We start from the raw sequence: 22,793 nt of genomic DNA on the forward strand, positions 1-22,793 counted from the left end.
GGAGGCTTCAAGTTATAATGCAGGCAATGCCTTGTTATGCTTCAGGCTGGTTTTCATTGCTCCAGTCCATCAAAGTCTGGCGCACATAGCTCTTGTAACGGAGCTGTGCCATGCGCTCTGCCTCGGCGAAGAGCTCTTCTGCCTCGTTAGGATATGCCTTCTTTACAGAGAGGTAGCGAACCTCGCCCATGAGGAAGTCGTGGAACTTGCTCCAATCCGGTGCCTTTGAGTCGAGTGAGAACGGATTCTTACCCTCGTCGGCAAGCGTAGGATTGTAACGCCACAGATGCCAGTAGCCACACTCAACAGCCTTTGCCTCTTCGGCCTGGCTCTTGCCCATGCCGCCCTTGGCCTTCAGACCGTGGTTGATACAAGGAGCGTAGGCGATGATGAGTGACGGTCCGGGATAAGCCTCGGCCTCACGTATGGCCTTGAGGCACTGAGCCTGGTCGGCTCCCATGGCAATCTGAGCAACATAAACGTAACCATAAGTTGTTGCTATCATGCCGAGATCCTTCTTGCGGATGCGTTTGCCCTGGGCAGCAAACTGGGCGATGGCACCGAGCGGAGTAGCCTTGGATGCCTGGCCACCGGTGTTAGAGTAAACCTCGGTGTCGAGCACCAGGATGTTAACATCCTCACCACTTGCAATAACGTGGTCAAGTCCGCCGTAGCCGATATCGTAAGAAGCACCGTCACCACCGATAATCCACTGGCTGCGCTTAACCAGATAGTGGTCGAGAGTCTTAAGCTCCTTGCACAGCTCGCATCCGGCTTCGGCACCGGCAGCGATAAGCGGCTTCAGCTTTGCAGCGGCAGCCTTAGATGCATCGGCGTCATTCTTGCCGGCTATCCACTCCTCGGCAGCTGCCTTGAACTCGGCCGGTGTGCCTTCCTTGGCTATGGCTTCCTTGAACAGCAACTCAATGCGCTCCCTCATCTTCTTGTTTCCAAGAGCCATACCCATACCGAACTCGCAGAAGTCTTCGAACAACGAGTTGTTGAAGGCAGGGCCGTGACCCTCTTCGTTTGTGCAGTAAGGTGTTGAAGGAATAGATGCAGAATAGATAGATGAGCAACCTGTTGCGTTGGCAATCATCTCACGGTCGCCGAACAACTGCGAGATGAGCTTCACATAAGGTGTCTCACCGCAACCGGCGCAAGCACCAGAGAACTCAAACAGAGGCTTTGCGAACTGAGAGTTCTTCACATTGCTCTTGATGTCGACAAGGTTTTGCTTGCTTGTAACATCCTTTACAAGGTAATCCCACTCGGAAGCCCTCTTCTCGTCTCCTGCAAACGGAACCATAGTAAGAGCCTTACCCTTCTTCGGGTTGCCGGGACATACGTCGGCGCAGTTGCCGCAGCCGAGGCAGTCCATTACAGAAACACCTATCACGAAGTGCATGCCCTTCATTGCTGCAGGAGCCTTCATTTCAAGGGTGGGAGAGGCGTAGCCTTTCAACTCGTCGTCAGTAAGCACGAACGGACGGATTGATGCATGAGGACAAACATAAGCACACTTGTTGCACTGGATACAGTTCTCTGAATTCCATACAGGAACGAATGCTTCAACACCGCGCTTCTCGTATGCAGCCGTGCCTACCTGCCAAGAACCGTCGGCTGTGCCGTGGTTAACGAAATCAGAAACCTTGAGGAGGTCACCGGCCTGGGCGTTGATAGGACGAACGAGCTCTTTAACGAATGCGGGAGCATTGTCTTCCTTGACAGCATCGTCAGCCAGATTTGCCCATGACGGGTCGATGGCGAGTTGCTTGTATTCACCACCACGGTCGACAGCGGCATAGTTCTTGTCTACAACGTCCTGACCTTTCTTGCCGTATGACTTAACGATGAACTTCTTCATCTGCTCTACAGCCAGGTCAACAGGTATAACGCCGGTGATGCGGAAGAATGCGCTCTGAAGGATTGTGTTGGTACGGTTGCCAAGGCCAATCTCTTGTGCAATCTTTGTTGCATTGATGTAATATACCGTGATGTTGTTCTGGGCGAAATAGCGCTTTACCTTGTTAGGTATGAAGTTCACAAGCTCTTCACCGTCGAAGATTGTATTCAACAGGAATGTGCCATTCTTCTGCAGACCACGGGTAACGTCATACATGTGGAGATATGCCTGAACGTGGCATGCTACGAAGTTAGGTGTGTTCACCAGATAAGTAGAACGAATGGGGGAGTCACCAAAGCGCAAGTGTGAGCAGGTGAAACCACCAGACTTCTTTGAGTCGTAAGAGAAGTATGCCTGGCAGTGCTTGTTGGTGTTGTCGCCGATAATCTTGACGGAGTTCTTGTTTGCACCAACAGTACCGTCAGCACCCAGTCCGTAGAACTTGGCCTCGAACATGCCTTCTCCGCCCAATGCCATCTCTTCAACCTGTGGCAGCGATGTGAATGTAACATCGTCAACGATACCAACAGTGAAATGGTTTTTGGGCTCTGGCAATGCCAGATTGTTGAATACAGAAATGATCTTGGCAGGTGTGGTGTCGCTTGAGCCAAGGCCATAACGACCACCTACAATGAGAGGCTTGTTCTCAACATCGTAGAATGCGCTCTTTACATCAAGGTACAGCGGCTCACCCTCTGCGCCGGGCTCCTTTGTGCGGTCGAGCACTGCTATGCGCTTAACGGTCTTGGGAACTGCAGCAAGCAGGTGCTTGACAGAGAACGGACGGTACAAGTGAACTGATACCATGCCGACCTTCTGGCCGTTTGCATTCAGATAGTCAATGGCCTCACGTGCAGCCTCGGTTGCACTACCCATAAGAATGATTATGCGGTCTGCATCTTCTGCTCCATAGTATGAGAAGAGGTGGTACTCACGACCAGTGATTTCGCTGATTTTGCCAAGGTACATCTCAACGACCTCAGGCACTTTGTCGTAATACTCATTGCAGGCCTCACGGTGAGTGAAGAATGTTTCGGGGTTCTCTGCTGTACCACGGGTAACAGGGCGCTCTGGAGACAATGCACGGTCGCGGAAACGCTTGATGTCTGCTTCGTCTACAAGCGGACGGATGTCGTCTTCCTCCATGAGTTCAATCTTGTGGTACTCGTGCGATGTGCGGAATCCGTCAAAGAAGTTTACGAACGGAACGCATGTCTTAAGTGATGCCAAGTGGGCAACAGCTGTAAGGTCCATAACCTCCTGTACAGAACCCTCGCAAAGCATGGCAAAGCCTGTCTGGCGGCAAGCCATGACGTCCTGATGGTCGCCAAAGATGCAGAGTGAGTGAGATGCCAGTGTACGTGCTGAAACATCAAAAACACAAGGAATCAGCTCACCAGCAATCTTATACATGTTTGGAATCATGAGCAGAAGTCCCTGCGATGCAGTGAATGTTGTCGTAAGGGCTCCGGCCTGCAGTGAACCGTGTACGGCTCCTGCTGCTCCTGCCTCAGACTGCATCTCCTGCACGGTGACTTCCTGGCCCCACAGGTTCTTGCGACCACGGGCGGCCCACTCATCAACATGCTCTGCCATCGGAGATGACGGAGTGATAGGGTAGATGGCTGCCACTTCCGAGAACATGTAGCTCACGTGAGCAGCGGCCTCATTACCATCACAAGTGATAAATTTTTTTTCTTTAGCCATTTTTTGAATAGATAAAATATTAATGAATAAACAAAAGTTCCTTTATGTCTAATATAAGAAACCAAACAACCAAAGGGGTATTTCGTTGCCTTTACCCACTTCGGTATTATATCTCGCATATATCGTATCGGATGACGGTTTTATCCGGCTGAAATCGTTGGCGTCACACACCCTGAATTTCATGTCGCCGTCTATCGTATAGAAATTGTCGCGGCCACTCTGATTAACCAAATGGTCTTTCCAAAGGGAATTAACCAAAAATGTCTCCATAACATCCTGTGTCTCAACCTTTATCGGGTATATTGCGTAAATGAGATTCGAATTATGCATCATCACCTTGGTCGGCTTTTTGGGAAAACTATGGTCAATAGGATAAATCATATTTATCAACCTTGCATCAGCCAGATACTTGATGTAATTCATTACTGTTGCCCTGCTTGTCTTAATATCATGGGCCAACTGGCTGATATTGGGGGCCTTAGAACCGTTAACCGCCAGTAGATAGAATAATTTCTTTATCTTTGTTAAATATTTCAGCTCGATTTGTTTTATGAACAAGATGTCAACTTCAGTCACCATATTCATGGTCTTCAGCAGATTCTCGGAATAATTGCGATGCTCTTGGAAGAAAGGGTAGAAGCCATGGTGTATATATTCCTTGAAATATTTGTTGGGTGACACCTTAGGCAAGATGTGCTTGATTAGATGTTCGTGGTCGTTTATAATTTCCTTCATAGTATAAGGCCGGAAGTTATTGCCTGTCTGGAGGTTCAAAAACTCCCTGAAAGAAAATCCCCGCAAATTGTAGCTTTTTACAATGCCATTGAGTTCCGGGTTCTCTTCCTTGAGCCTCATGACGCTTGAACCGGTAAAAACAATTTTCAACTTGTCGTATTTATCATAACAATCACGAAGCTGTTTACTCCAATTCGGCTCCTTGAAGACCTGGTCTATCAACAAGACACGGCCTCCATTTTTATAGAAGTCTCCTGCAAAATCAAATATGCCACGACCCTGAAAATAGAAGTTATTCATATTTATATATAAACAACGCCTATCATTCACATCAAAGTTTTCTTTGGCATACTGCAAAAGAAAAGTCGTCTTACCAATACCTCTAGTTCCCTTAATGCCAATCATGCGGTCATTCCAGTCTATCTCATCCATCAGCATGCGACGTACTGGTGCATTGGTATGCTCGACCAAATAGGCATGGGTTCTAAAGAAAGCTTCCATATCACTTTAATTTTAAACACATCTCGCTACTTTACTGCAAAGTTAGCAAATATTTTGCAATTTGCAAAGTATATATAGCAATTTGCACCAAAAATAGTTTCTCAACGGACAATACTGAAAACGACCACTCAATATTGCCTCTCCGACAACCGTGTTAAATTTCAGATAATCGGCATTATGATAAACATCAGCAAATCAAGTAGTTGCTGTGATCAGTTTAAGTAATTTAATGAGCGATGTGGGGTCTTCCCAACTGAAGTCTGGTGACTGCAGCAAGGTTTTGTACAATCGCCTATTTTTGTCGTTAATATACTTTTTGAGATTTCGCTCATGAACCTTGATTATCTTGCCATCGATATCATAATAAAATGTATTGCGCATGGGATAATTGCTTTGTACCTCCGGCGACGCGTCCGAACCGTTCACATTTACAAATTCTCGAAGCTCAAGATTCGTTATCTGCCTGTTATTGAGCAATTGTGTGCGGTATGCATCCACATCTATCAGCGATACGCAAAGAAGTTTATCATTGTTGAGAGTATCAACCACACGGGCTAAAACAGAATCGACACGCACATATTCGCAGTCTCCAAAATTTACAGACTCCACCTGATCCATGTCAGCCTCCATATTCAAGCGCCCATGCTTATATACCAAGGAACTATTCTTAAGGAAGATATTCGCTTCATTTTGCTTGAGGAGCTTGCCATCGTTCAATGTAATTATTGCTGGCCTGAATGTTTCAAATACGGTTGTCCGAGTAATCCTGCCCGGCATAGTCTGCCCCATGCCAATAGCTACCATGGATGCACATATTATAAATAAAGCTATCTTTTTCATGTTTCTTCGTTTTTCCAGCAAAAATAATAATTATTACCGAATCGCGGAAATTTTGCATGAGAAAAAACGCCGTTTGTCTTTTTTAACGTTAAATATTTGCAAAAAAGAGAGCAATGTATCTGTTTTTTTTGTAATTTTGCACCGCTTAAGAGCAGTATATATGATATACGATTGATTATCAGACAGTTACAGACTATTTAGGCATTAATTAATAGATATGAGGCAATTAAAAATTCAAAAGAGCATTACTAATCGTTCAAGCGAAGCTTTGGATAAGTACCTGGTAGAAATTGGCCGCGCCCCGCTGATTTCCATCGATGAGGAAATTGAGTTGGCTCAAAAAATCCGCAAAGGTGGTATTGAAGGCGAAAGAGCCAAGGACAAGCTGGTGACGGCCAATCTTCGATTTGTTGTATCTGTTGCCAAACAATATCAGCATCAGGGGCTTACGCTCACTGACTTGATAGATGAGGGAAATATTGGGTTAATTAAGGCCGCACAGAAGTTTGACGAGACACGAGGCTTTAAATTCATTTCATACGCAGTGTGGTGGATAAGGCAGAGCATCCTGCAAGCTATTGCAGAGCAAAGCCGCATTGTGCGCCTGCCGCTCAACCAAGTAGGGTCTCTCAACAAAATCAATCACGAAATCAATAAGTTCGAGCAAGAGAACCAGCGCCATCCTTCTGTATCAGAATTGAGTGCCGCGACAAACCTCGACGAGGACAAGATTGGCCAAAGCCTGATGGCCGACGGCCACCACGTATCGATAGACGCCCCATTCCAGGACGGCGAAGACAATTGCATGCTCGACGTAATGGCCAGTGGCGAAGACAGCCGTACAGACAGGCATGTAGACCATGAGTCAATGGCACAAGAGCTCAATTCCGTACTCAACAAGGTTCTGAAAGATCGCGAGATAACCATCATTCGTGAGTGTTTTGGCATCGGTTGCCATGAGAAGGGCCTCGAGGAGATTGGCGACCAGCTGGGTCTGACACGTGAGCGTGTTCGCCAGATACGTGAAAAGAGCATAGCCAAATTGCGTGATAGCGGCAATGCCAAAATATTGATGAAATATTTAGGCTAAAAAGAGTTATATTATTTTGCGGCCTCAATAATAATTATTATTTTTGAAGTCGTGAAATATAAGCCGTTTGTAAGAATAATATTACTGGGCATATTTCTATATATGCCCAGTTTTATTTTTGCCAAAGTCACAGCAGACTCGTTGGTGATGGATAGGCTGTTTTCATATAAAAGGAACCTTGCGCCGAGCATCAGCGGTTTCACCGACGACTTTTACCTCAAGTACAGCTTCAGGACAGTGAGACGCAACCCCACCCTAATATTTGTGCCCACGATGTATTCGATAGCAAGAGGTAACAGGAATTACATCGGTGAGAACATCGGTAGGATATCATTCAAGGCCATTGACGATTACCGCATCGACCAAAAAACGCTGAAAAGCACCATTCCTCACAACAGGAAGGCAATGGACGTAATGATGCGCTTCATCATTCCCAACCTCTATGGCATATCACTGTTCGACAAATACATGCTGTCGCCGTTCAATTACAACAACAGGATTTTCTATAGATACAGGATAAGCATTAGCGATGAAGGCAGGGCTTGCGTCAACTTTACCCCGAAGTTAAACAACACACAGTTGGTCAAAGGCTTTGCAATAATTGACAGATATACAGGCAAGATAATCCACACACGCTTTAGCGGAGAGTACGACATGGTTACCTTTGAGGTAAATGCATACATGGGTGATGACGACACCCCCTATGCCCTACTGCCTACACGTTGCGACTCAAAGGCCGTATTCAAATTCATGGGCAACGAGCTCAGGGTAAGGTTTTATGCAAATTTTGAATGCAAAGTGCCAGACATTGACTCCATCGACGACAAAAAAGCAGAAAGCATAATAGACAGCGTTAGGCCCGACCCGTTGGAACGTATAGAGGAATCCATCTATCGAGAGCACATCCAAGAAAACATTGCTAAAGACTCCGCCCAGGCAACGGTTGTGAAGCGCAAGAACAAGATGCTGAAAAAAACATGGGACATCGTCGACGACTATATCCTGAGCGGCCAAGATGCAAGTAACGATAACGCATCGGTGACATTATCGCCGCTGTTCAACCCCCTATACTTGAGCTATAGCCACAGCCACGGACTTGCATACAAGATGGACATTGGTGCCAGATACATATTTGCGCCGGACAGATACATAACCTTCACGCCAAGGCTGGGATACAATTTCAAGATTAAGAAGTTTTACTTCAACGCCCCACTCCGCTATACCTTCGATGCGAAACGCAACGGATGGGTGGAATTGACATGGGCCAACGGCAACAGGATAACCAACTCGAGCGTACTGGAAATAATTCAGGAAGAAAACCGCGACACAATCGACTTCTCGTCGCTCAACCTCGACTATTTCGACGATGAGATGGTGAGCCTGTCGGGTAACATGCAGATTACCAAGCATCTTGAGATGGCTTTGGGCTTCGTCTACCACCGGCGTTCTGCCGTTAACAGGCATGAGATGGAGCAATTGGGCAAGCCATCAGAATACAGAAGCTTTGCGCCAATGGTCACGCTGACTTTCCGTCCCCACCCGGTATGGCCCACGTTCACGGCTAACTATGAGCGAGGGCTTACCAACATATTGCAATCAAACATTAAATACGAGCGTTGGGAGTTTGACGCCTCGTTCAAGAAGGTGTTGCACAGCCTGCGTAAATACAACCTAAGAGCCGGCGGCGGATTCTACACCAACAAGTCGACCGACTACTTTGTTGACTTCGCCAACTTCCACGACAATTACATCCCCGGTGGCTGGGACGATGACTGGACAGGCGATTTCCAGCTCCTCAACAGCCAATGGTATAATGCATCAAAGTATTACTTCCGCACTAATGTATCCTACGAGTCGCCACTGCTGCTTGTCACTTGGATACCCCTCATCGGTAAATACATTGAGACAGAACGTATATATGCAAATTTCCTACAGATAGAACACACGCGCCCATACACGGAAATAGGCTACGGACTCACCAACAGATATTTCTCTATAGGTCTGTTTGCGAGTTTCCTCAATGGCAGTTTCAATGAGTTCGGCAGCAAATTCTCATTTGAATTATTCAGAAGATGGTAGTAAAAAGAGCCCTAAACGCAATAAGCCGGCGGTCTGCGCCCTGCAATATGGTTGATTGGCCATGTAAAAGTTTTTCGTTACGCGCAAGACTTTTGATAAATTACTGTACTTCAATATCTTGTTGCAATAATATTGCAGTATTGCCTGAACACTTGCATGGCGTCCCCAGTAGTTTCAACAGCAATATTAAACAGCATTGAGATGACATGGAACATCCACGTGCAACACCCTACCCTCACACATATTTATTATTATGAACAAACCCCTAATTGTATATAAAGCCAGTGCCGGAAGTGGAAAGACATTCACCTTGGCAATAGAATATATCAAATTGCTTATTCACAACCCATACGACTTTCGCTCCATACTCGCCGTGACATTCACGAACAAGGCTACCGAAGAAATGAAAACCAGAATACTCAGCCAGCTGTACGGGATATGGAAGCAACTCGACGACTCACGCTCTTATACCGAAGCCATTTGCGCTGGTCTCGACGCCTCGCCTGCCTTTGTCAGCCGGCAGGCGGGACTGGCGCTGAGGTTGTTGCTCCACAATTACAATGGATTTAGGATTGAGACCATTGACTCTTTCTTCCAGAGCATACTCAGAAACCTTTCAAGGGAGCTCGACCTCACTGCCAATCTGCGCATAGAGCTCAACGACAAGCAGATAGAAGAGCAGGCCGTCGACGCCCTTATCGAGGGTCTGGGGCCTCACGACGAACTGTTGCAATGGATAATGCGGTTTATCACCGACAACATTTCGGAAGACAAGAGCTGGAATGTAATAGGTTCGATCAAGGCCTTTGGCACTACCATTTTCAGAGAATTCTATAAGGAAGCAAGAGGCCAGCTGGCTGGTACCATCGGCAACGGCGCCTTGTTCGATGAGTACAAGTCGGTGTTGTATTCAGAAAAGGCATCGGCTGCAGCACGCATGAAAGGCTATGCCGACACTTTTTTCGACATCATCTCTGACAACGGCCTTGTTGTCGACGACTTCGCGTCCAAAGACCGAGGCGTATGCGGTTTTTTCCTGAAGATTCAGAAAGGCACGCTTGACGAAAAGATTGTGGGCAAGCGCATAACCGAATGCATGGAGCAGCCCGACAAATGGGTCAGCAAGACCCATCCCAATCGCAAGTTAATCAGTGCACTGGCAGAAGAGAAGCTCATCGGCCTGCTGAAAAAGGCAGTCGACGACAGGCCTGTGCAATGGTGCAGGTATAAGTCGGCAGAGCTGACGCTGCGCCACCTGAGCCAGCTGCGCCTCCTTGGAAGCATAGAACAGAAGGTTCGCGAACTGAATGAGACATCCAACAGGTTTCTACTAAGTGACACACAGTATTTGCTGATGTCGCTCATCAACGACAGCGACTCGCCATTTATCTATGAAAAAATAGGTGCCCTGCTGAAGTTCATCATGATAGACGAGTTTCAGGACACGAGCACCATACAGTGGCGAAACTTCAAGGTTCTGCTTGCCGACTGCATGAGCCGCGAGGCAGCCAACAATATTATTGTGGGCGATGTCAAGCAAAGCATCTACAGATGGCGCGACAGCGACTGGCGGCTTCTCAACGATATCGAACACGAGTTCCCCCACCCTGACCGCCAGCTCGACATCAGGAATCTTGGAACCAACTACAGGTCGGAGCGCAATATCATTGAGTTCAACAACGCATTTTTCTCAGCCGCCGCCGAGAAGGAATATGCCGCGCAGGCCGAGGGAGAAACCGCTGCAGCCGAACAGTTGCGTAGTGCTTACAGCGACGTATGCCAGGGCATACCCGAACACAGGCGCGCCGAGGGCTATGTGAGCATAGAGTTGCTGCCGCCTGCCGAATACCAGCAACAGACCCTGGAGGGGATAGCCGAAAGAGTGAGACAACTGACGGCCTTGGGCATACCACAGAACGAGATAGCCATCTTAGTGCGCAACAACAAGTACATACCGCTCATCGCCGGATACTTTGCCGAACACGAGCCTTCGGTAAGCATAGTGTCCGACGAGGCCTTCCGCCTCGACGCCTCAATAGCTGTCAGGGTGATTGTCAATGCGTTGCACCTGCTTAACCATCCTGACGATTCAATCGCAAAGGTGTTTCTGGCCAAGGCATACCAGAATGCTGTTTGCGGAAACAATATCACAGACGACGAGATTACAGGATATGGTGGCCCTGAGTCGCTCCTTCCCAAAACCTATGTAGACTCAATGGAGTCGCTTCGCCGCACCCCGCTTTACGACTTGGCCGAACGGATATACTACATATTCCAGCTAAAGCGCCTTGACGACCAGAGCGCTTATGTATGTGCCTTTTTCGACCAGCTTTGCAACTTCACATCAGACATGGCGGCCGACATCGACACTTTTGTGAGCAAATGGGACGAAAGCATTGGCAGCACAACCATACAAAGCAACAAGCTCAACGGCATACGGCTCATATCCATTCACAAGAGCAAAGGGCTTGAGTTCAACAACGTAATACTGCCTTTCTGTGACTGGCAGATGGAAAAAACTTCGGGTAACATAATATGGTGCAGGCCCGAGACGGCGCCTTTCAACATGATTCCATTGATTCCGGTCGATTATGGCACCGGACTGATGGGCACCGTATACGAAAAAGAATATGTCAGGGAGCGCTTGCAAAACTGCGTCGACAATCTGAATCTGCTGTATGTGGCATTTACGCGTGCCAGCCGCAACCTGTTCGTGATTGGCAAATACAACGCCACCAATTCACGTTCGGAATTGATACAAGAGTGCCTGCCTCAAGTTGCCGATGTCCTTGGCGACGCACGCCTGTGCCAGCCAGACTCCCCAGATGAGCCGATGACGTTTGAATATGGAACACTAAGCCTTGGCGTAAAGAAAAAGTCGATGCACACAGACAACATGTTCTTGGAAGAGCCCGAAACCGAGGGCATTGTCATAGAAACGTACAGGAACACCACCGAATTCAGGCAGAGCAACAGGAGCAAGGAGTTTACCGAAACCACAAATGCAGAAAAAGAGAAAGACAACTATATCAAGATGGGCAGCATTCTGCACAAGGTGTTTTCCTCGATAGCCACCACTGCAGACATAGGACAGGTGCTTGCTCAACTCCGGGCCGACGGAATATTGCCCACCGACAGCAACAAGAGCCAGACTATAATAGATATGTTGCACAAGCGACTGACCGACAGCAGGGTGAAAGACTGGTTCTCAGGCAAATGGACTCTGTTCAATGAATGCTCCATCCTGTCTATGGATGGCAACGGACAACTGATGGAGCGCAGGCCCGACAGGGTGATGACAGACGGCAAACGGGTCATCGTGGTCGATTTCAAGTTTGGCACGCCGCGCGAAGAGCACCATCGCCAAGTGGGCGAATACATGGAGCTTATCTCGTCTATGGGATATGCAGACGTTAAAGGTTACCTTTGGTATGTTTACAACAACAGGATAGAAGAAGTATGAAAACATTTTTAGAATACGTCGCACGGGATATAGTGTCGAAACACGGCACCAACCTTGCTGACACTATGATTGTGTTCCCCAACAAGCGTGCGTCTCTCTTTCTCAACGAATATTTGGTGCGTGCAGCGGGAAAGCCCGTGTGGAGCCCTGTGTACACAACCATCAGCGACTTGTTCAGGGAGCACTCCGACCTTATAGTCGGCGACAACATCAAGTTGGTTTGCGATCTTCACAAGAGTTTCGTTGCCTGCACCGGAATCGACGAGCCCCTCGACCATTTCTACGGATGGGGCCAGCTGCTGCTTTCCGACTTCGACGACATTGACAAGAACATGGCCGATGCCGGCAAAGTGTTTGCCAACCTAAAAGACATACACGAGCTGGATGGCGTTGCTTACCTCAGCCCTGAGCAGATAGAGGCAATAAAGACGTTCTTCAGCAATTTCACAGAAGACCACGACTCGGAACTGAAAAGACGCTTCTTGAGGCTGTGGAGCAAGTTCGGCGACATCTATTCAGACTATAACGAGCGCCTCACTGCCCAGGGGATGGCATACGAAGGTGCCCTATACCGTAGGGTTGTAACCGACACGGCCGTGGAGTTCAGTCATGGCAGCTACATCTTCGTAGGCTTCAACCTGCTGCAAAAAGTTGAAAGGCAGCTTTTCAAGCATCTCAAGAGCGAAGGCAAGGCCCGCTTCTATTGGGACTTGGACAAGTACTACATGGCTGCCGACGGCCCTGTGCAGCATGAGGCCGGCCATTACATCTCGTCGTACCTGAGCGATTTCCCCAACGAACTGGACAGCCACGCAACCGACATATACGACAACTTTGCCGCCAACAAGCAGATTACATACATCTCTGCACCGACAGAAAACATACAGGCGCGTTATGTTAGCAAATGGCTTCACGACAATGGACGCATGGCGGCAGGCCGTTCCACGGCTGTAGTCTTGTGCAACGAAAGCCTGCTGAATGCAGTGATACACAGCCTGCCTGACGACATCGGGAGCGTTAACATAACAACAGGCTACCCGCTTTCGCAGTCACCGCTAAGCTCCTTGCTCTATGCCCTGATAGCCTTGCAGACCTCAGGATACGATGCCAACCACGACAGATACCGGCTGCACTATGTGAACGCTGTGCTTAATCACCCTTATGCGTGCTACATCTCTGCCGGAAGCAAAGAGTTGCACAAGGCAATAAACACCGACGCCAAAGTCTACTTCCCCGACAGAGCCACCTTGTGCATTGACGACGGGCTTTCACTGCTGTTTGAAGACACAGCCAACGGCGCAGCAGATGCGACGCGGGCGGGGCAAATCACCTCATGGGTCATCAAGCTCTTAAAGCGCATAGCCGACAATTCTGCCGACGAAAAAGATCCGCTCTTCAAGGAGTCGTTGTTTAAAATGTACACGCTGGTCAACCGTCTCGACGGACTGATTGCTTCGGGCGACTTGACAATAGACGTCATAACGCTGCAACGGCTGCTCAACCAGATAATACAGTCGACAAGCATCCCCTTCCACGGGGAGCCGGCTGTGGGGGTACAGGTGATGGGGGTGTTGGAGACAAGAAACCTTGATTTCGACCACTTGCTCATCCTTTCTTGCAACGAAGGCAACATGCCCAAGGGCGTCAACGACACATCTTTCATACCATACAGCATAAGGAAAGCCCACGAACTGACGACGGTCGACAACAAGGTGGCCGTCTACTCTTATTATTTCCACCGCTTGCTACAACGCGCCACCGACATCACCATATTATACAACAACGCCGTGAGCAACGGCAATGCCGGCGAGATGAGCCGGTTCATGTTGCAGATAATGGTTGAGAGCAACCATGCCATTGCCCAAAAAGCCCTTCAGTCGGGGCAGACGCCGGCCGTGTGCAATCCAAGGGAGGTAAAGAAGTCGGGCCACATAATGGACAACCTGCTGGCCAGGTTTGATTTGTCGCGCAACCCACAGGCGCTGCTCACCCCATCGGCCATCAACAGGTACATGAGATGCCAGCTGCAATTCTATTACAATTACGTTTGCAATATCAAGGAACTTCAAGACGATGACGAAGGTATAGACAACCGGGTGTTTGGCAACATATTCCACTTGGCGGCCCAATACATATACGAGCAGCTGTCAGGCCGGCAAGACGTGATAACACCAAGTGCCCTGAAGTCGTTGCTCAGCCAACCGGCGGCAATTGAGCGGGCTGTCGACTCGGCTTTCAACAGCGAGCTGTTCAAGATAAAGGCTGGCCGAGTGAGGGCCACTGAATATAACGGACTGCAACTGATAAACAGGGCCGTCATAATAATGTACCTGCGCCGTCTCATCGAGATAGACTTGAAGCAGGCGCCTTTCAGCATTGTCGGCCTTGAGGAAGATGTGCGCCGCGACTTCGTGATTCAAGCAGGCGGCAGCACCATTTCTACAACCATTGGCGGCAGGGTCGACCGTATCGACCGTATAAGCGACGGGGCCGGCGAGCGTCTTCGTGTCGTAGACTACAAGACCGGCGGCAAAAAGATAAAGCCATTGCCAGACATAGAGGCAGTGTTCGACCCGTCGAGGCTCAAAGACCACAGCGACTACTACCTGCAGGCCATGCTCTACAGCCTGATTGCCGGAGAGTCTGCGCAACTCAATCCGGCCAATTTGCCTGTCAGCCCGGCATTGCTCTTCATACAGCACACAGCCGGCGACGATTACGACCCGACGCTGTGCTTCGGCAAGGCCCCCATAACAGATGTCATGGAGCACCGCGACAGGTTTTCCGAACAAATAAAGGAAAAGGTAAACGACATGTTCAACCCCGACATACCGTTTGTTCCAACGGCCGACGACAACATCTGCAAGACATGCCCTTACGCCGCCATCTGCGGCCTGTAACCAACAAGAACCGGGCAATCACCGGTTCTTGTTGGCCATAAACCATTTGTGGGTTATGAAATTATACAGCACGAAGGCAAAGGCCAGCATGCACAATGCCAGCGACAGCAGCCCGTGTACCGAGCCCTCAAAGGCTGCGTGGCCTACAAACAGGCCTATGGCTATGCCCGACTCCCACCCCAGTATGAATGTGCTCTGCGAAGTGCCCCGCTGGCAGTGGCGGCTCAGCTTGATGAAGAAAAGCAGGAATCGCGCCCCGATGATGCCTATTCCGCATCCAAGCAGCAGCGGTGACATGTACGACACTATGGCCTGCGTCCGGGTGAGCATGGCCAGCACCGACGCTGCCATGATGATGAGCCCGGTTATCACTTCGCTCTTCAACTCGGCATTGCGGAACACAAATCGGCCGGAAATCACGGCCAGGCACAAGCCTGCAAACAGCATTGCAAAAAATAATGGCTGAGGGGGCATCGACAGCAACAGCCCCGCAACGGTCGTGACGACTGCAAGGTTGGCAAACAACAGCGTACCCTGAGGCAGGAAGAAACGGTCGAGCCGAAACAGGCGAGTGTCTTCTCCGGGCGCCTTGAACGGGAATTTGACCATACTTATGAAGACAATAGCCAAGAATGCGCAGGCCAGCGAAGCTATGACCGAGCCATCGAAGCCGGTCAACTCATACGAATAATATCCGGCAAGTGGGCCCAATGGCAGTGAGAAACGCGCAAACCACGACGCTATGTGGTTGGCCTCAGTGCGCTGGAACGACTCGGTGGTGTCGATGATGAGCGTGCTGCACAGAACCATCTGAGCCAACCCGAAACATGCACCCTGGACAAAACGCAACGCGATGACGAGCAAGGCAAACTCTGGCGAGCCCTCAAAACGGTCGGCATACATCTGCCCAAGCTCTGTTGCCATCATGCCTGCGACGGCCCACACGCAGACCATGTTACGCCGGAAACGCTGTACAAAAAACGAACATAGAGGCCCGAAAAGAAACATTCCGATGCCCAGCGCCCCCAAGGCAGCCCCTGTCTCGACATGGCTAAGCCCTACAGAGGGCAACCACTCTGACAGGGCCGGTATCTGGATGTAAACCGATGCCGACAACAAAAACGTCGACATGACCATCAGCCAGAAGTCCTTATGCCATACATCTATGTGAACCACAGTGTTTTGCGTGTGCATATCGTTTAACCCTGACTTAGTAAGACTCCGACTCGTTGGGGAAATCGCTACTCTTTACGTCGCTCACATAGTTGCCTATGGCGTCGGTCATGATTGAATTGAGGTCGGCATACCTGCGCAAGAAGCGGGGGCTGAAACCCTTTGTCATGCCCAGCATGTCGGCCACAACAAGTATCTGTCCGTCGGTGGCTCCGCCCGCCCCGATGCCAATGGTGGGCACGGGCACCTCTGCCGTAACCATGGCAGCCAGCTTGGCAGGCACTTTCTCGAGCACGATGGCAAAGCAACCGGCTTCGGCAAGCGCCTTGGCGTCGGACATCAGTTTGTCGGCTTCCTGTTCTTCCTTGGCGCGCACGGCATACGTTCCAAACTTGTTGATGCTCTGTGGCGTCAGTCCCAGATGGCCCATCACGGGTATGCCGGCGTCGAGAATGCGCCTCACAGTGTCCAATATCTCAACGCCTCCCTCAAGCTTCAGGGCGTCGCAGCCGCTCTCTTTCATTATCCTTATGGCGTTTCTCACTCCATCGCTGCAATCGGCCTGATAGCTTCCAAACGGCATGTCGCACACAACGAGAGCCCTCTTTACTGCATTTGTCACCGAACGGGCATGATATATCATCTGCTCTATGGTTATGGGAATTGTGGTGGTGTTGCCGGCCATCACGTTCGACGCCGAGTCGCCAATGAGAATTCCGTCTACCCCGGCAGCGTCCACGATGCCTGCCGTCGTAAAATCGTAGGATGTGAGCATTGAGATTTTCTCTCCCTTCTGCTTCATCTCCATGAAGCGATGCGTAGTAACCTTACGTGTGTCGCTTACCAAATATCCAGCCATAAATTCGTTCAATTTAAATTTCGGGGTGCAAAGTTACACCAATTCATCAAAAAAGCAAAACTTTTATAAAACAACTTTTCCCCGGTGGCTCCGCAAGCCGCTTTTTACAGCAGAGCCTTACACTTCGAACAGTCCAGTACCGTATAGTCGTCTACCACCATGTCACAGTAAGGCCCAATGGCTTCAGCCGGGTTGGTGGTGGCCAGTCCTATGACTTTCATTTTTGCCGCCCTGCCCGATTTCAGTCCGTTGAAGCTGTCTTCGAATACGATGCACTCGCTGCTCGCCGCCCCAAACCGCAAGGCCGCTTTCAGGTAACAATCAGGGTCGGGCTTGCTGCGCTCAAAGTCTTCGGCCGTAAGTATGGCGTCGAACATCTGCTTAAACTCGGGGTGCTTGCCGTAGACGGCCTCCATCTTACGGTTGTTCGAACTTGTCACGACAGCGGTATATACGCCTGAAGCCTTGAGGTCGGCCATAAACGATTCGAATCCGGCCACGTAGACAAACTCCATCTGCTGTTCAAACTCATTCAGCCGCTTCGTTATGATTGGCCTTACGGCCTCAAGCTCGCCGGCAAAATAGCGGTCGTATATCTGTACCAGTGTCTGGCCTTTGATGTCTCTTTCCAAATGTGGTTTCTCTGGGTGAAATTCCCTGCATTGCGCTCCCCAAAACTCGGTGTACTGTGGTTCTGTATCGAAAACAACTCCATCTAAATCAAACAATGCGGCCTTGAATGTCTTTTCCATATCTCGCGTTTTTGGCTGCAAAATTACACATAAAAAACCAACAACCAAACATAAGTGTGTGAAATAATGGTTACGCCACATCCGTTTGCCAATCCCATTGACGGATTGCAGGCAACGTGTTTGCATGCTGAAACACAGCCATTGGCCGATGCACGATGGGCACGGGGCAGAATGCCTACGGCCACCGCTGCTTACCGGGCAGACTTGCTTTTCCGCCCCCATCTACCTGTAACAGGGCGTTGGGCACGAGTCGGTTTCATCACAATGCCGGGCATGTCGGCTTACGGCTTATTCAAAGTCACGGATGGCCGGACAGAGACCTGGCATCGGGAATTGGGGAGGCAATTATGGCGGATTATGCATTGAAGCATGGTAAACGCTCAATGCCAGCGGCTTGGCTAACGGATGTACCGTATGGGCGAATGTAAGCTTAATGTCAATCCAACCACTTATTGCGTAACCGCCTGACAGAAAGCGTGTTGCCACATTGGGCATAAAGCGCTTTAAAACGTGCCGTTTTACAACGCCATACGGCACGTTTTACACGGCGAAACGGCCCATATCGCGATGCAAAACGGCTCTGCTCATGCGGCAACGGGGTGTTTGTAAATCATTATTACCACCTGCCGGGCATGTTGGGAAAGACATGATTAATTGGCTGCATAAGAAATATCTATCCATCAGTTAATGACTTTTAACCATGAAAGCATGACACGCTGCCTGCTGAAACTTATTTTTTTATTACCTTTGCATTGCTTTAACGTGCCAATACAACTAAAGAAACGCTATTAAACAATCAATAAATAATAACTTAAAAACCAAACTGATGGTAAACAAAATGTTTTTGGCCATGTTGGCCTTTGTTCCTTTCATGTCGCAGGCACAGACGTTTGACTTCGACATGACAAAGAAACAACCAGTCTACACGGATGCTGCCGGCTATGGGTATGACATACTCGGAGAGCCGGAAAAGAAAAGCAACGACCCTTTTTACTTCTCTGTAAAAGTGCCCGACGGGAACTATAAAGTCAAGGTTGAGCTTGGCTCAAAGAAGAAAGCAGGCAACACAACAGTACGGGCTGAAGGCCGCCGGCTGATGGTTGAGAATGTTGACACCAAGAAAGGGCAGTACACGAGCTACGAATTTGTGGTAAACAAGCGCAACCCTCAAATCAATGAGAAAGAGCGTGTGAGGATTAAAGAGCGCGAAAAGGGATATCTCAACTGGGACAACAAGCTCACGCTTGAGTTCAACGGCGACGCCCCGGCCGTAAAGTCGATACACATCGAGCGTGACGACAGCTGCCCCACGGTGTACCTTTGCGGCAACTCTACAGTGGTAGACCAAAACAACGAGCCGTGGGCAAGCTGGGGCCAGATGATACCAAGGTGGTTCGACTCGGGCATCGCCATATCCAACCACGCGGAAAGCGGGCTCACCGCCGGTTCGTTCCTTTCTTCAAAGCGCCTTGAAAAGATTATGACTACACTGAAACCGGGCGACTATGTGGTCTGCGAATTTGGCCACAACGACGAAAAGGAAAAGGGCCCGGGCACGGGAGCATGGTACCATTACACCCGAAACCTGAAGATTTTCATAGACAACGTGCGCTCAAAGGGTGCCACAATAATATTCTGCACGCCCACGCAACGACGCAGGTTTGCCGACGACAAGAAAACAATCATCAACACACACGGCGACTTCCCCGCTGCAATGAAGGCTGTGGCTGAACGTGAGAATGTGCCTCTGATTGACCTGCACCAACAGACGACGACGTTCTTTGAGGCCCTGGGATATGAAGACAGCAAGCGGGCCCTGGTTCATTACCCGGCAAACACATTTGCCGGACAAGACAAGGCCCTGGCTGACAACACTCACTTCAACACCTACGGGGCTTATGAGGTAGCTAAAATCGTGGTCATGGGCATGAAGAAACTAAACCTTCCGCTCGTGAAAGACATAAGGCCCGACTTCAAGGACTTTGACCCGAGTCAGCCGGACGACTGGAAAACATTCAAATGGGCGCCCGCACGCAACGTCGAGCTGGCCAAGCCCGACGGCAATTGACGGTGCATCCGACATACTGCGGTAAACTGATTTACAACAAAACATTATACAACAGATTATATGAACTACAGATTCATGGCTTTTGCCGGCGCACTGATGGTGGCCGGCGGCATGTGGGCACAATCGTGGCCCGTAGCCAAGCCCGAAGCCAAACCGGGATCGCGATGGTGGTGGATGGGCTCTGCCGTCAACCAGGAAGACTTGAAATGGAATATGCGGGAATATTCCAAGGCGGGCATTGGCGCCCTGGAGATAACGCCTATCTACGGCGTCCAGGGCAACGACAACAACGAACTGGAGTTTCTGTCGACTCCCTGGATGAACGCACTTAAGTTTGTTGAGTCCGAAGGAGCTAAGGACGGAATCCTCATCGACATGAATAACGGTACGGGATGGCCCTTCGGCGGACCGTACGTGCCTATCGAAGAAGCTGCCGCCAAACTGGTTTGTACCGACGTGAATGCCACGGGCAAGGAACTGCGAAAGGGCGTAGACATAAGTGTCAAGGACGAGAAGGAAAAGCCATATGCCAAGCTCAGCAGGGTGATGGCATACGCTGCAGACGGCACAGTGGCCAACCTGACCGAATTCGCAGATGCCAAAGGCATGGTGACATGGAAGAAGGCTCCAAAGAAGGGGCAGTACCGCATCATCTCGGTTTACTGCTCACGCACACGTCAGAAGGTGAAACGGGCTGCACCCGGTGGCGAAGGTTACGTGATAGACCACTTCGACCACGACGCTGTTGCCCACTACCTGCAACGGTTTGAAGATGCTTTCGACAAGAGCGGCACGCCATATCCGCACACGTTCTTCAACGACTCGTATGAGGTTTACCAGGCCAACTGGACGCCAAAGCTGTTCGAGGAGTTTGAGAAACGCAGGGGATACAAGCTCGAGGAACACCTGCTCGAGCTGCTTGGCTACAAGGAAGACGCCGGCAACAAAGTGCTCGTAGACTATAGGGAGACCCTGGGAGAGCTGCTTTTGGAAAACTACGTCAACCAGTGGACGGCCTGGGCCCACAAGCACGGGGCCAAGACCCGCAATCAGGGCCATGGCTCTCCAGCCAACCTGATAGACATTTATTCGGCTGTGGACATACCCGAGATAGAGGGATTTGGCCTCTCTGAATTCGGCATCAAGGGCCTTCGGACCGACAGCGGGTTTACGCGCAAGAACGACAGCGACATATCAATGCTGAAATATGCGGCATCCGCGGCTCACATCACCGGCAAGACATTCGCCAGCAGCGAGACTTTCACATGGCTGACAGAGCACTTCCGCACATCATTGTCGCAGTGCAAGCCCGACATCGACCTCATGTTCACATGCGGAGTCAATAACATGTATTTCCATGGAACGACTTATTCGCCACGCAACGACGCATGGCCGGGATGGAAGTTCTATGCTTCCATCGACATGAGCCCGACCAACAGCATCTGGCGTGACGCCCCTTATCTGATGAAATACATTGAGAGATGCCAGAGCTTCCTGCAGATGGGGCAGCCCGACAACGACTTCCTAGTTTTGCTGCCTGTGCGCGACATGTGGGCCGAACGCAGCGGAACTGGCCCCAAATCGCTGCTGATGATGTTCGACATCCACAGCATGGACAAGAAAGCACCGGACTTCATAAAGAGCATTCTGGAGATTGACAGGGAGGGATTCGACTGCGATTACATCAGCGAAAACTTCATCCTGACCACCAAGTTCAACGATGGCATGCTTGAGACGGCTGCCGGCACACGCTACCATGCGCTTATTATTCCCGGAAGCGGCAACATGCCGGAAAACGTCAAGGCGCACATAGAAGAGCTGAAAAGCCAGGGCGCGAAGATAATCTACGGCATCGACAAGCAGCAAATGGCCTCGGCAGCCAAGCCGGAGCCCATGAAGTATCAGTTCGGGCTGCGCGCGATAAGGCGCAAGAACGACTCCGGCCACCACTATTTCATAGCAAACCTGTCGCCCAACGACGTGGATGCGCGCATACCTCTGGCCGTAGGCATGAAGGATGCACGTTGGTTCAACCCCTTGAATGGCGAGATATACAAGGCTGACGTGACTGCCGAAGGTGTGAAGATGAACCTGCGCAGCGGTGAGTCGATGATATTGCAGACCTACGACCATGCCCTGACCGACAACAGGGTTGAGCGCAAGACGTCGCTCAGCGAGGCCAAGCAGCTCAACGGGAAGTGGACTTTGAGCTTCGTTGAGAGCGCTCCCAAGGTGGCAAAGACATTCGACCTGCCCACACTGACTACATGGGAAACCCTCGACGACGACTCAGTGAAGGTTACGATGGGCACCGGTGCTTATACAACCTACGTCAACCTGACCAAGGACGAGGCCAAGAGCAATTGGGCAATCGACCTCGGCGACGTGCGTGAGAGCGCCAGAGTGTATGTCAACGACAGCCTTATTGGCTGCGCATGGTCGGTTCCTTTCGTGCTGGACTGCAAGAACCAGCTGAAGGCGGGCAGCAACAAGATATGCATAGAAGTAACAAACCTGCCAGCAAACAGGATTGCCGACCTCGACAGACGGGGTGTAAAATGGCGTAAGTTCAAAGAAATCAACATGGTGGGCCTTAACTATAAGAAGGGCACATACGCCGACTGGAAGCCTGTGAAGAGCGGTTTGAATTCGCCGGTCACACTGTATAAGTTGAAGTAAGGCATCAGACAGATACATCCTAACATAAAAGCCCGCCATCA

General features: G+C 50.0%; 12 protein-coding genes. 6 read left to right on the top strand and 6 right to left on the bottom strand.

The features are described from left to right. Positions 1-34: 34 nt before the first annotated feature. The 3 genes from nifJ to H6B30_RS10930 form a co-directional block, all read right to left on the bottom strand. A complete protein-coding gene (gene nifJ / locus H6B30_RS10920; protein WP_205110529.1) occupies positions 35-3,613 on the bottom strand; it encodes a pyruvate:ferredoxin (flavodoxin) oxidoreductase in 3,579 nt (1,192 codons plus the stop codon). 48 nt (positions 3,614-3,661) lie between these two features. After that, entirely contained in the window at positions 3,662-4,849 is a 1,188-nt protein-coding gene (locus tag H6B30_RS10925) for an ATP-binding protein (protein WP_205110531.1), read from the bottom strand. Positions 4,850-5,044: 195 nt separating this feature from the next. Next, the gene (locus tag H6B30_RS10930; RefSeq protein ID WP_205110533.1) at positions 5,045-5,689 is read right to left on the bottom strand and encodes a hypothetical protein; all 645 of its coding nucleotides are present in this window, start codon (positions 5,687-5,689) and stop codon (positions 5,045-5,047) included. A gap of 217 nt (positions 5,690-5,906) precedes the next feature. On the opposite strand from H6B30_RS10930, the gene H6B30_RS10935 reads away from it, so the two are divergent. The 4 genes from H6B30_RS10935 to H6B30_RS10950 all read left to right on the top strand — a co-directional run bounded on the left by H6B30_RS10935 (position 5,907) and on the right by H6B30_RS10950 (position 15,221). Further along, on the top strand, positions 5,907-6,779 hold the full coding sequence (locus H6B30_RS10935; protein WP_205110535.1) for a sigma-70 family RNA polymerase sigma factor: 873 nt from the start codon (positions 5,907-5,909) through the stop codon (positions 6,777-6,779). 147 nt (positions 6,780-6,926) lie between these two features. Then, complete coding sequence (locus H6B30_RS10940) at positions 6,927-8,858, top strand: DUF5686 family protein (protein ID WP_205110537.1); 1,932 nt, start codon at positions 6,927-6,929, stop codon at positions 8,856-8,858. A gap of 253 nt (positions 8,859-9,111) precedes the next feature. Beyond that, complete coding sequence (locus tag H6B30_RS10945; protein ID WP_205110539.1) at positions 9,112-12,321, top strand: UvrD-helicase domain-containing protein; 3,210 nt, start codon at positions 9,112-9,114, stop codon at positions 12,319-12,321. Further along, the gene (locus H6B30_RS10950; RefSeq protein WP_205110541.1) at positions 12,318-15,221 is read left to right on the top strand and encodes a PD-(D/E)XK nuclease family protein; all 2,904 of its coding nucleotides are present in this window, start codon (positions 12,318-12,320) and stop codon (positions 15,219-15,221) included. Before H6B30_RS10945 ends, H6B30_RS10950 begins: the two co-directional genes overlap by 4 nt. 18 nt (positions 15,222-15,239) lie before the next feature. On the opposite strand, the gene H6B30_RS10955 is transcribed toward H6B30_RS10950, so the two are convergent. The 3 genes from H6B30_RS10955 to H6B30_RS10965 form a co-directional block, all read right to left on the bottom strand. After that, positions 15,240-16,415, bottom strand: a complete 1,176-nt coding sequence (locus tag H6B30_RS10955) for an MFS transporter (RefSeq protein ID WP_205110543.1) — start codon at positions 16,413-16,415, stop codon at positions 15,240-15,242. 16 nt (positions 16,416-16,431) lie between these two features. After that, positions 16,432-17,253: a 3-methyl-2-oxobutanoate hydroxymethyltransferase gene (gene panB, locus H6B30_RS10960; protein ID WP_205110545.1), complete on the bottom strand. Its 822-nt coding sequence runs from the start codon at positions 17,251-17,253 to the stop codon at positions 16,432-16,434. A gap of 104 nt (positions 17,254-17,357) precedes the next feature. Then, positions 17,358-18,005: an HAD family hydrolase gene (locus tag H6B30_RS10965; RefSeq protein ID WP_205110547.1), complete on the bottom strand. Its 648-nt coding sequence runs from the start codon at positions 18,003-18,005 to the stop codon at positions 17,358-17,360. An 850-nt stretch (positions 18,006-18,855) separates the two neighbouring features. Here H6B30_RS10965 and H6B30_RS10970 point away from each other — a divergent pair. Beyond that, positions 18,856-20,073 carry a rhamnogalacturonan acetylesterase gene (locus H6B30_RS10970; RefSeq protein ID WP_205110549.1) on the top strand — a complete coding sequence of 406 codons (1,218 nt, stop codon included), beginning with the start codon at positions 18,856-18,858 and terminating at the stop codon, positions 20,071-20,073. A gap of 60 nt (positions 20,074-20,133) precedes the next feature. Next, positions 20,134-22,752 carry a glycosyl hydrolase gene (locus tag H6B30_RS10975; protein WP_239483910.1) on the top strand — a complete coding sequence of 873 codons (2,619 nt, stop codon included), beginning with the start codon at positions 20,134-20,136 and terminating at the stop codon, positions 22,750-22,752. The last annotated feature ends 41 nt before the right edge of the window (positions 22,753-22,793 follow it).

Origin of the sequence: Marseilla massiliensis, from assembly GCF_016899955.1 — a bacterium.
GTDB classification, from domain to species: domain Bacteria; phylum Bacteroidota; class Bacteroidia; order Bacteroidales; family Bacteroidaceae; genus Prevotella; species Prevotella intestinigallinarum.

What these genes read in the sequence shown, in the direction of transcription:
- nifJ (WP_205110529.1), bottom strand. Translation starts at nt 3,613, where the DNA reads ATGGCTAAAGAAAAAAAATTTATCACTTGTGATGGTAATGAGGCCGCT.
- H6B30_RS10925 (WP_205110531.1), bottom strand. Translation starts at nt 4,849, where the DNA reads ATGGAAGCTTTCTTTAGAACCCATGCCTATTTGGTCGAGCATACCAAT.
- H6B30_RS10930 (WP_205110533.1), bottom strand. Translation starts at nt 5,689, where the DNA reads ATGAAAAAGATAGCTTTATTTATAATATGTGCATCCATGGTAGCTATT.
- H6B30_RS10935 (WP_205110535.1), top strand. Translation starts at nt 5,907, where the DNA reads ATGAGGCAATTAAAAATTCAAAAGAGCATTACTAATCGTTCAAGCGAA.
- H6B30_RS10940 (WP_205110537.1), top strand. Translation starts at nt 6,927, where the DNA reads ATGGATAGGCTGTTTTCATATAAAAGGAACCTTGCGCCGAGCATCAGC.
- H6B30_RS10945 (WP_205110539.1), top strand. Translation starts at nt 9,112, where the DNA reads ATGAACAAACCCCTAATTGTATATAAAGCCAGTGCCGGAAGTGGAAAG.
- H6B30_RS10950 (WP_205110541.1), top strand. Translation starts at nt 12,318, where the DNA reads ATGAAAACATTTTTAGAATACGTCGCACGGGATATAGTGTCGAAACAC.
- H6B30_RS10955 (WP_205110543.1), bottom strand. Translation starts at nt 16,415, where the DNA reads ATGCACACGCAAAACACTGTGGTTCACATAGATGTATGGCATAAGGAC.
- panB (WP_205110545.1), bottom strand. Translation starts at nt 17,253, where the DNA reads ATGGCTGGATATTTGGTAAGCGACACACGTAAGGTTACTACGCATCGC.
- H6B30_RS10965 (WP_205110547.1), bottom strand. Translation starts at nt 18,005, where the DNA reads ATGGAAAAGACATTCAAGGCCGCATTGTTTGATTTAGATGGAGTTGTT.
- H6B30_RS10970 (WP_205110549.1), top strand. Translation starts at nt 18,856, where the DNA reads ATGTTGGCCTTTGTTCCTTTCATGTCGCAGGCACAGACGTTTGACTTC.
- H6B30_RS10975 (WP_239483910.1), top strand. Translation starts at nt 20,134, where the DNA reads ATGAACTACAGATTCATGGCTTTTGCCGGCGCACTGATGGTGGCCGGC.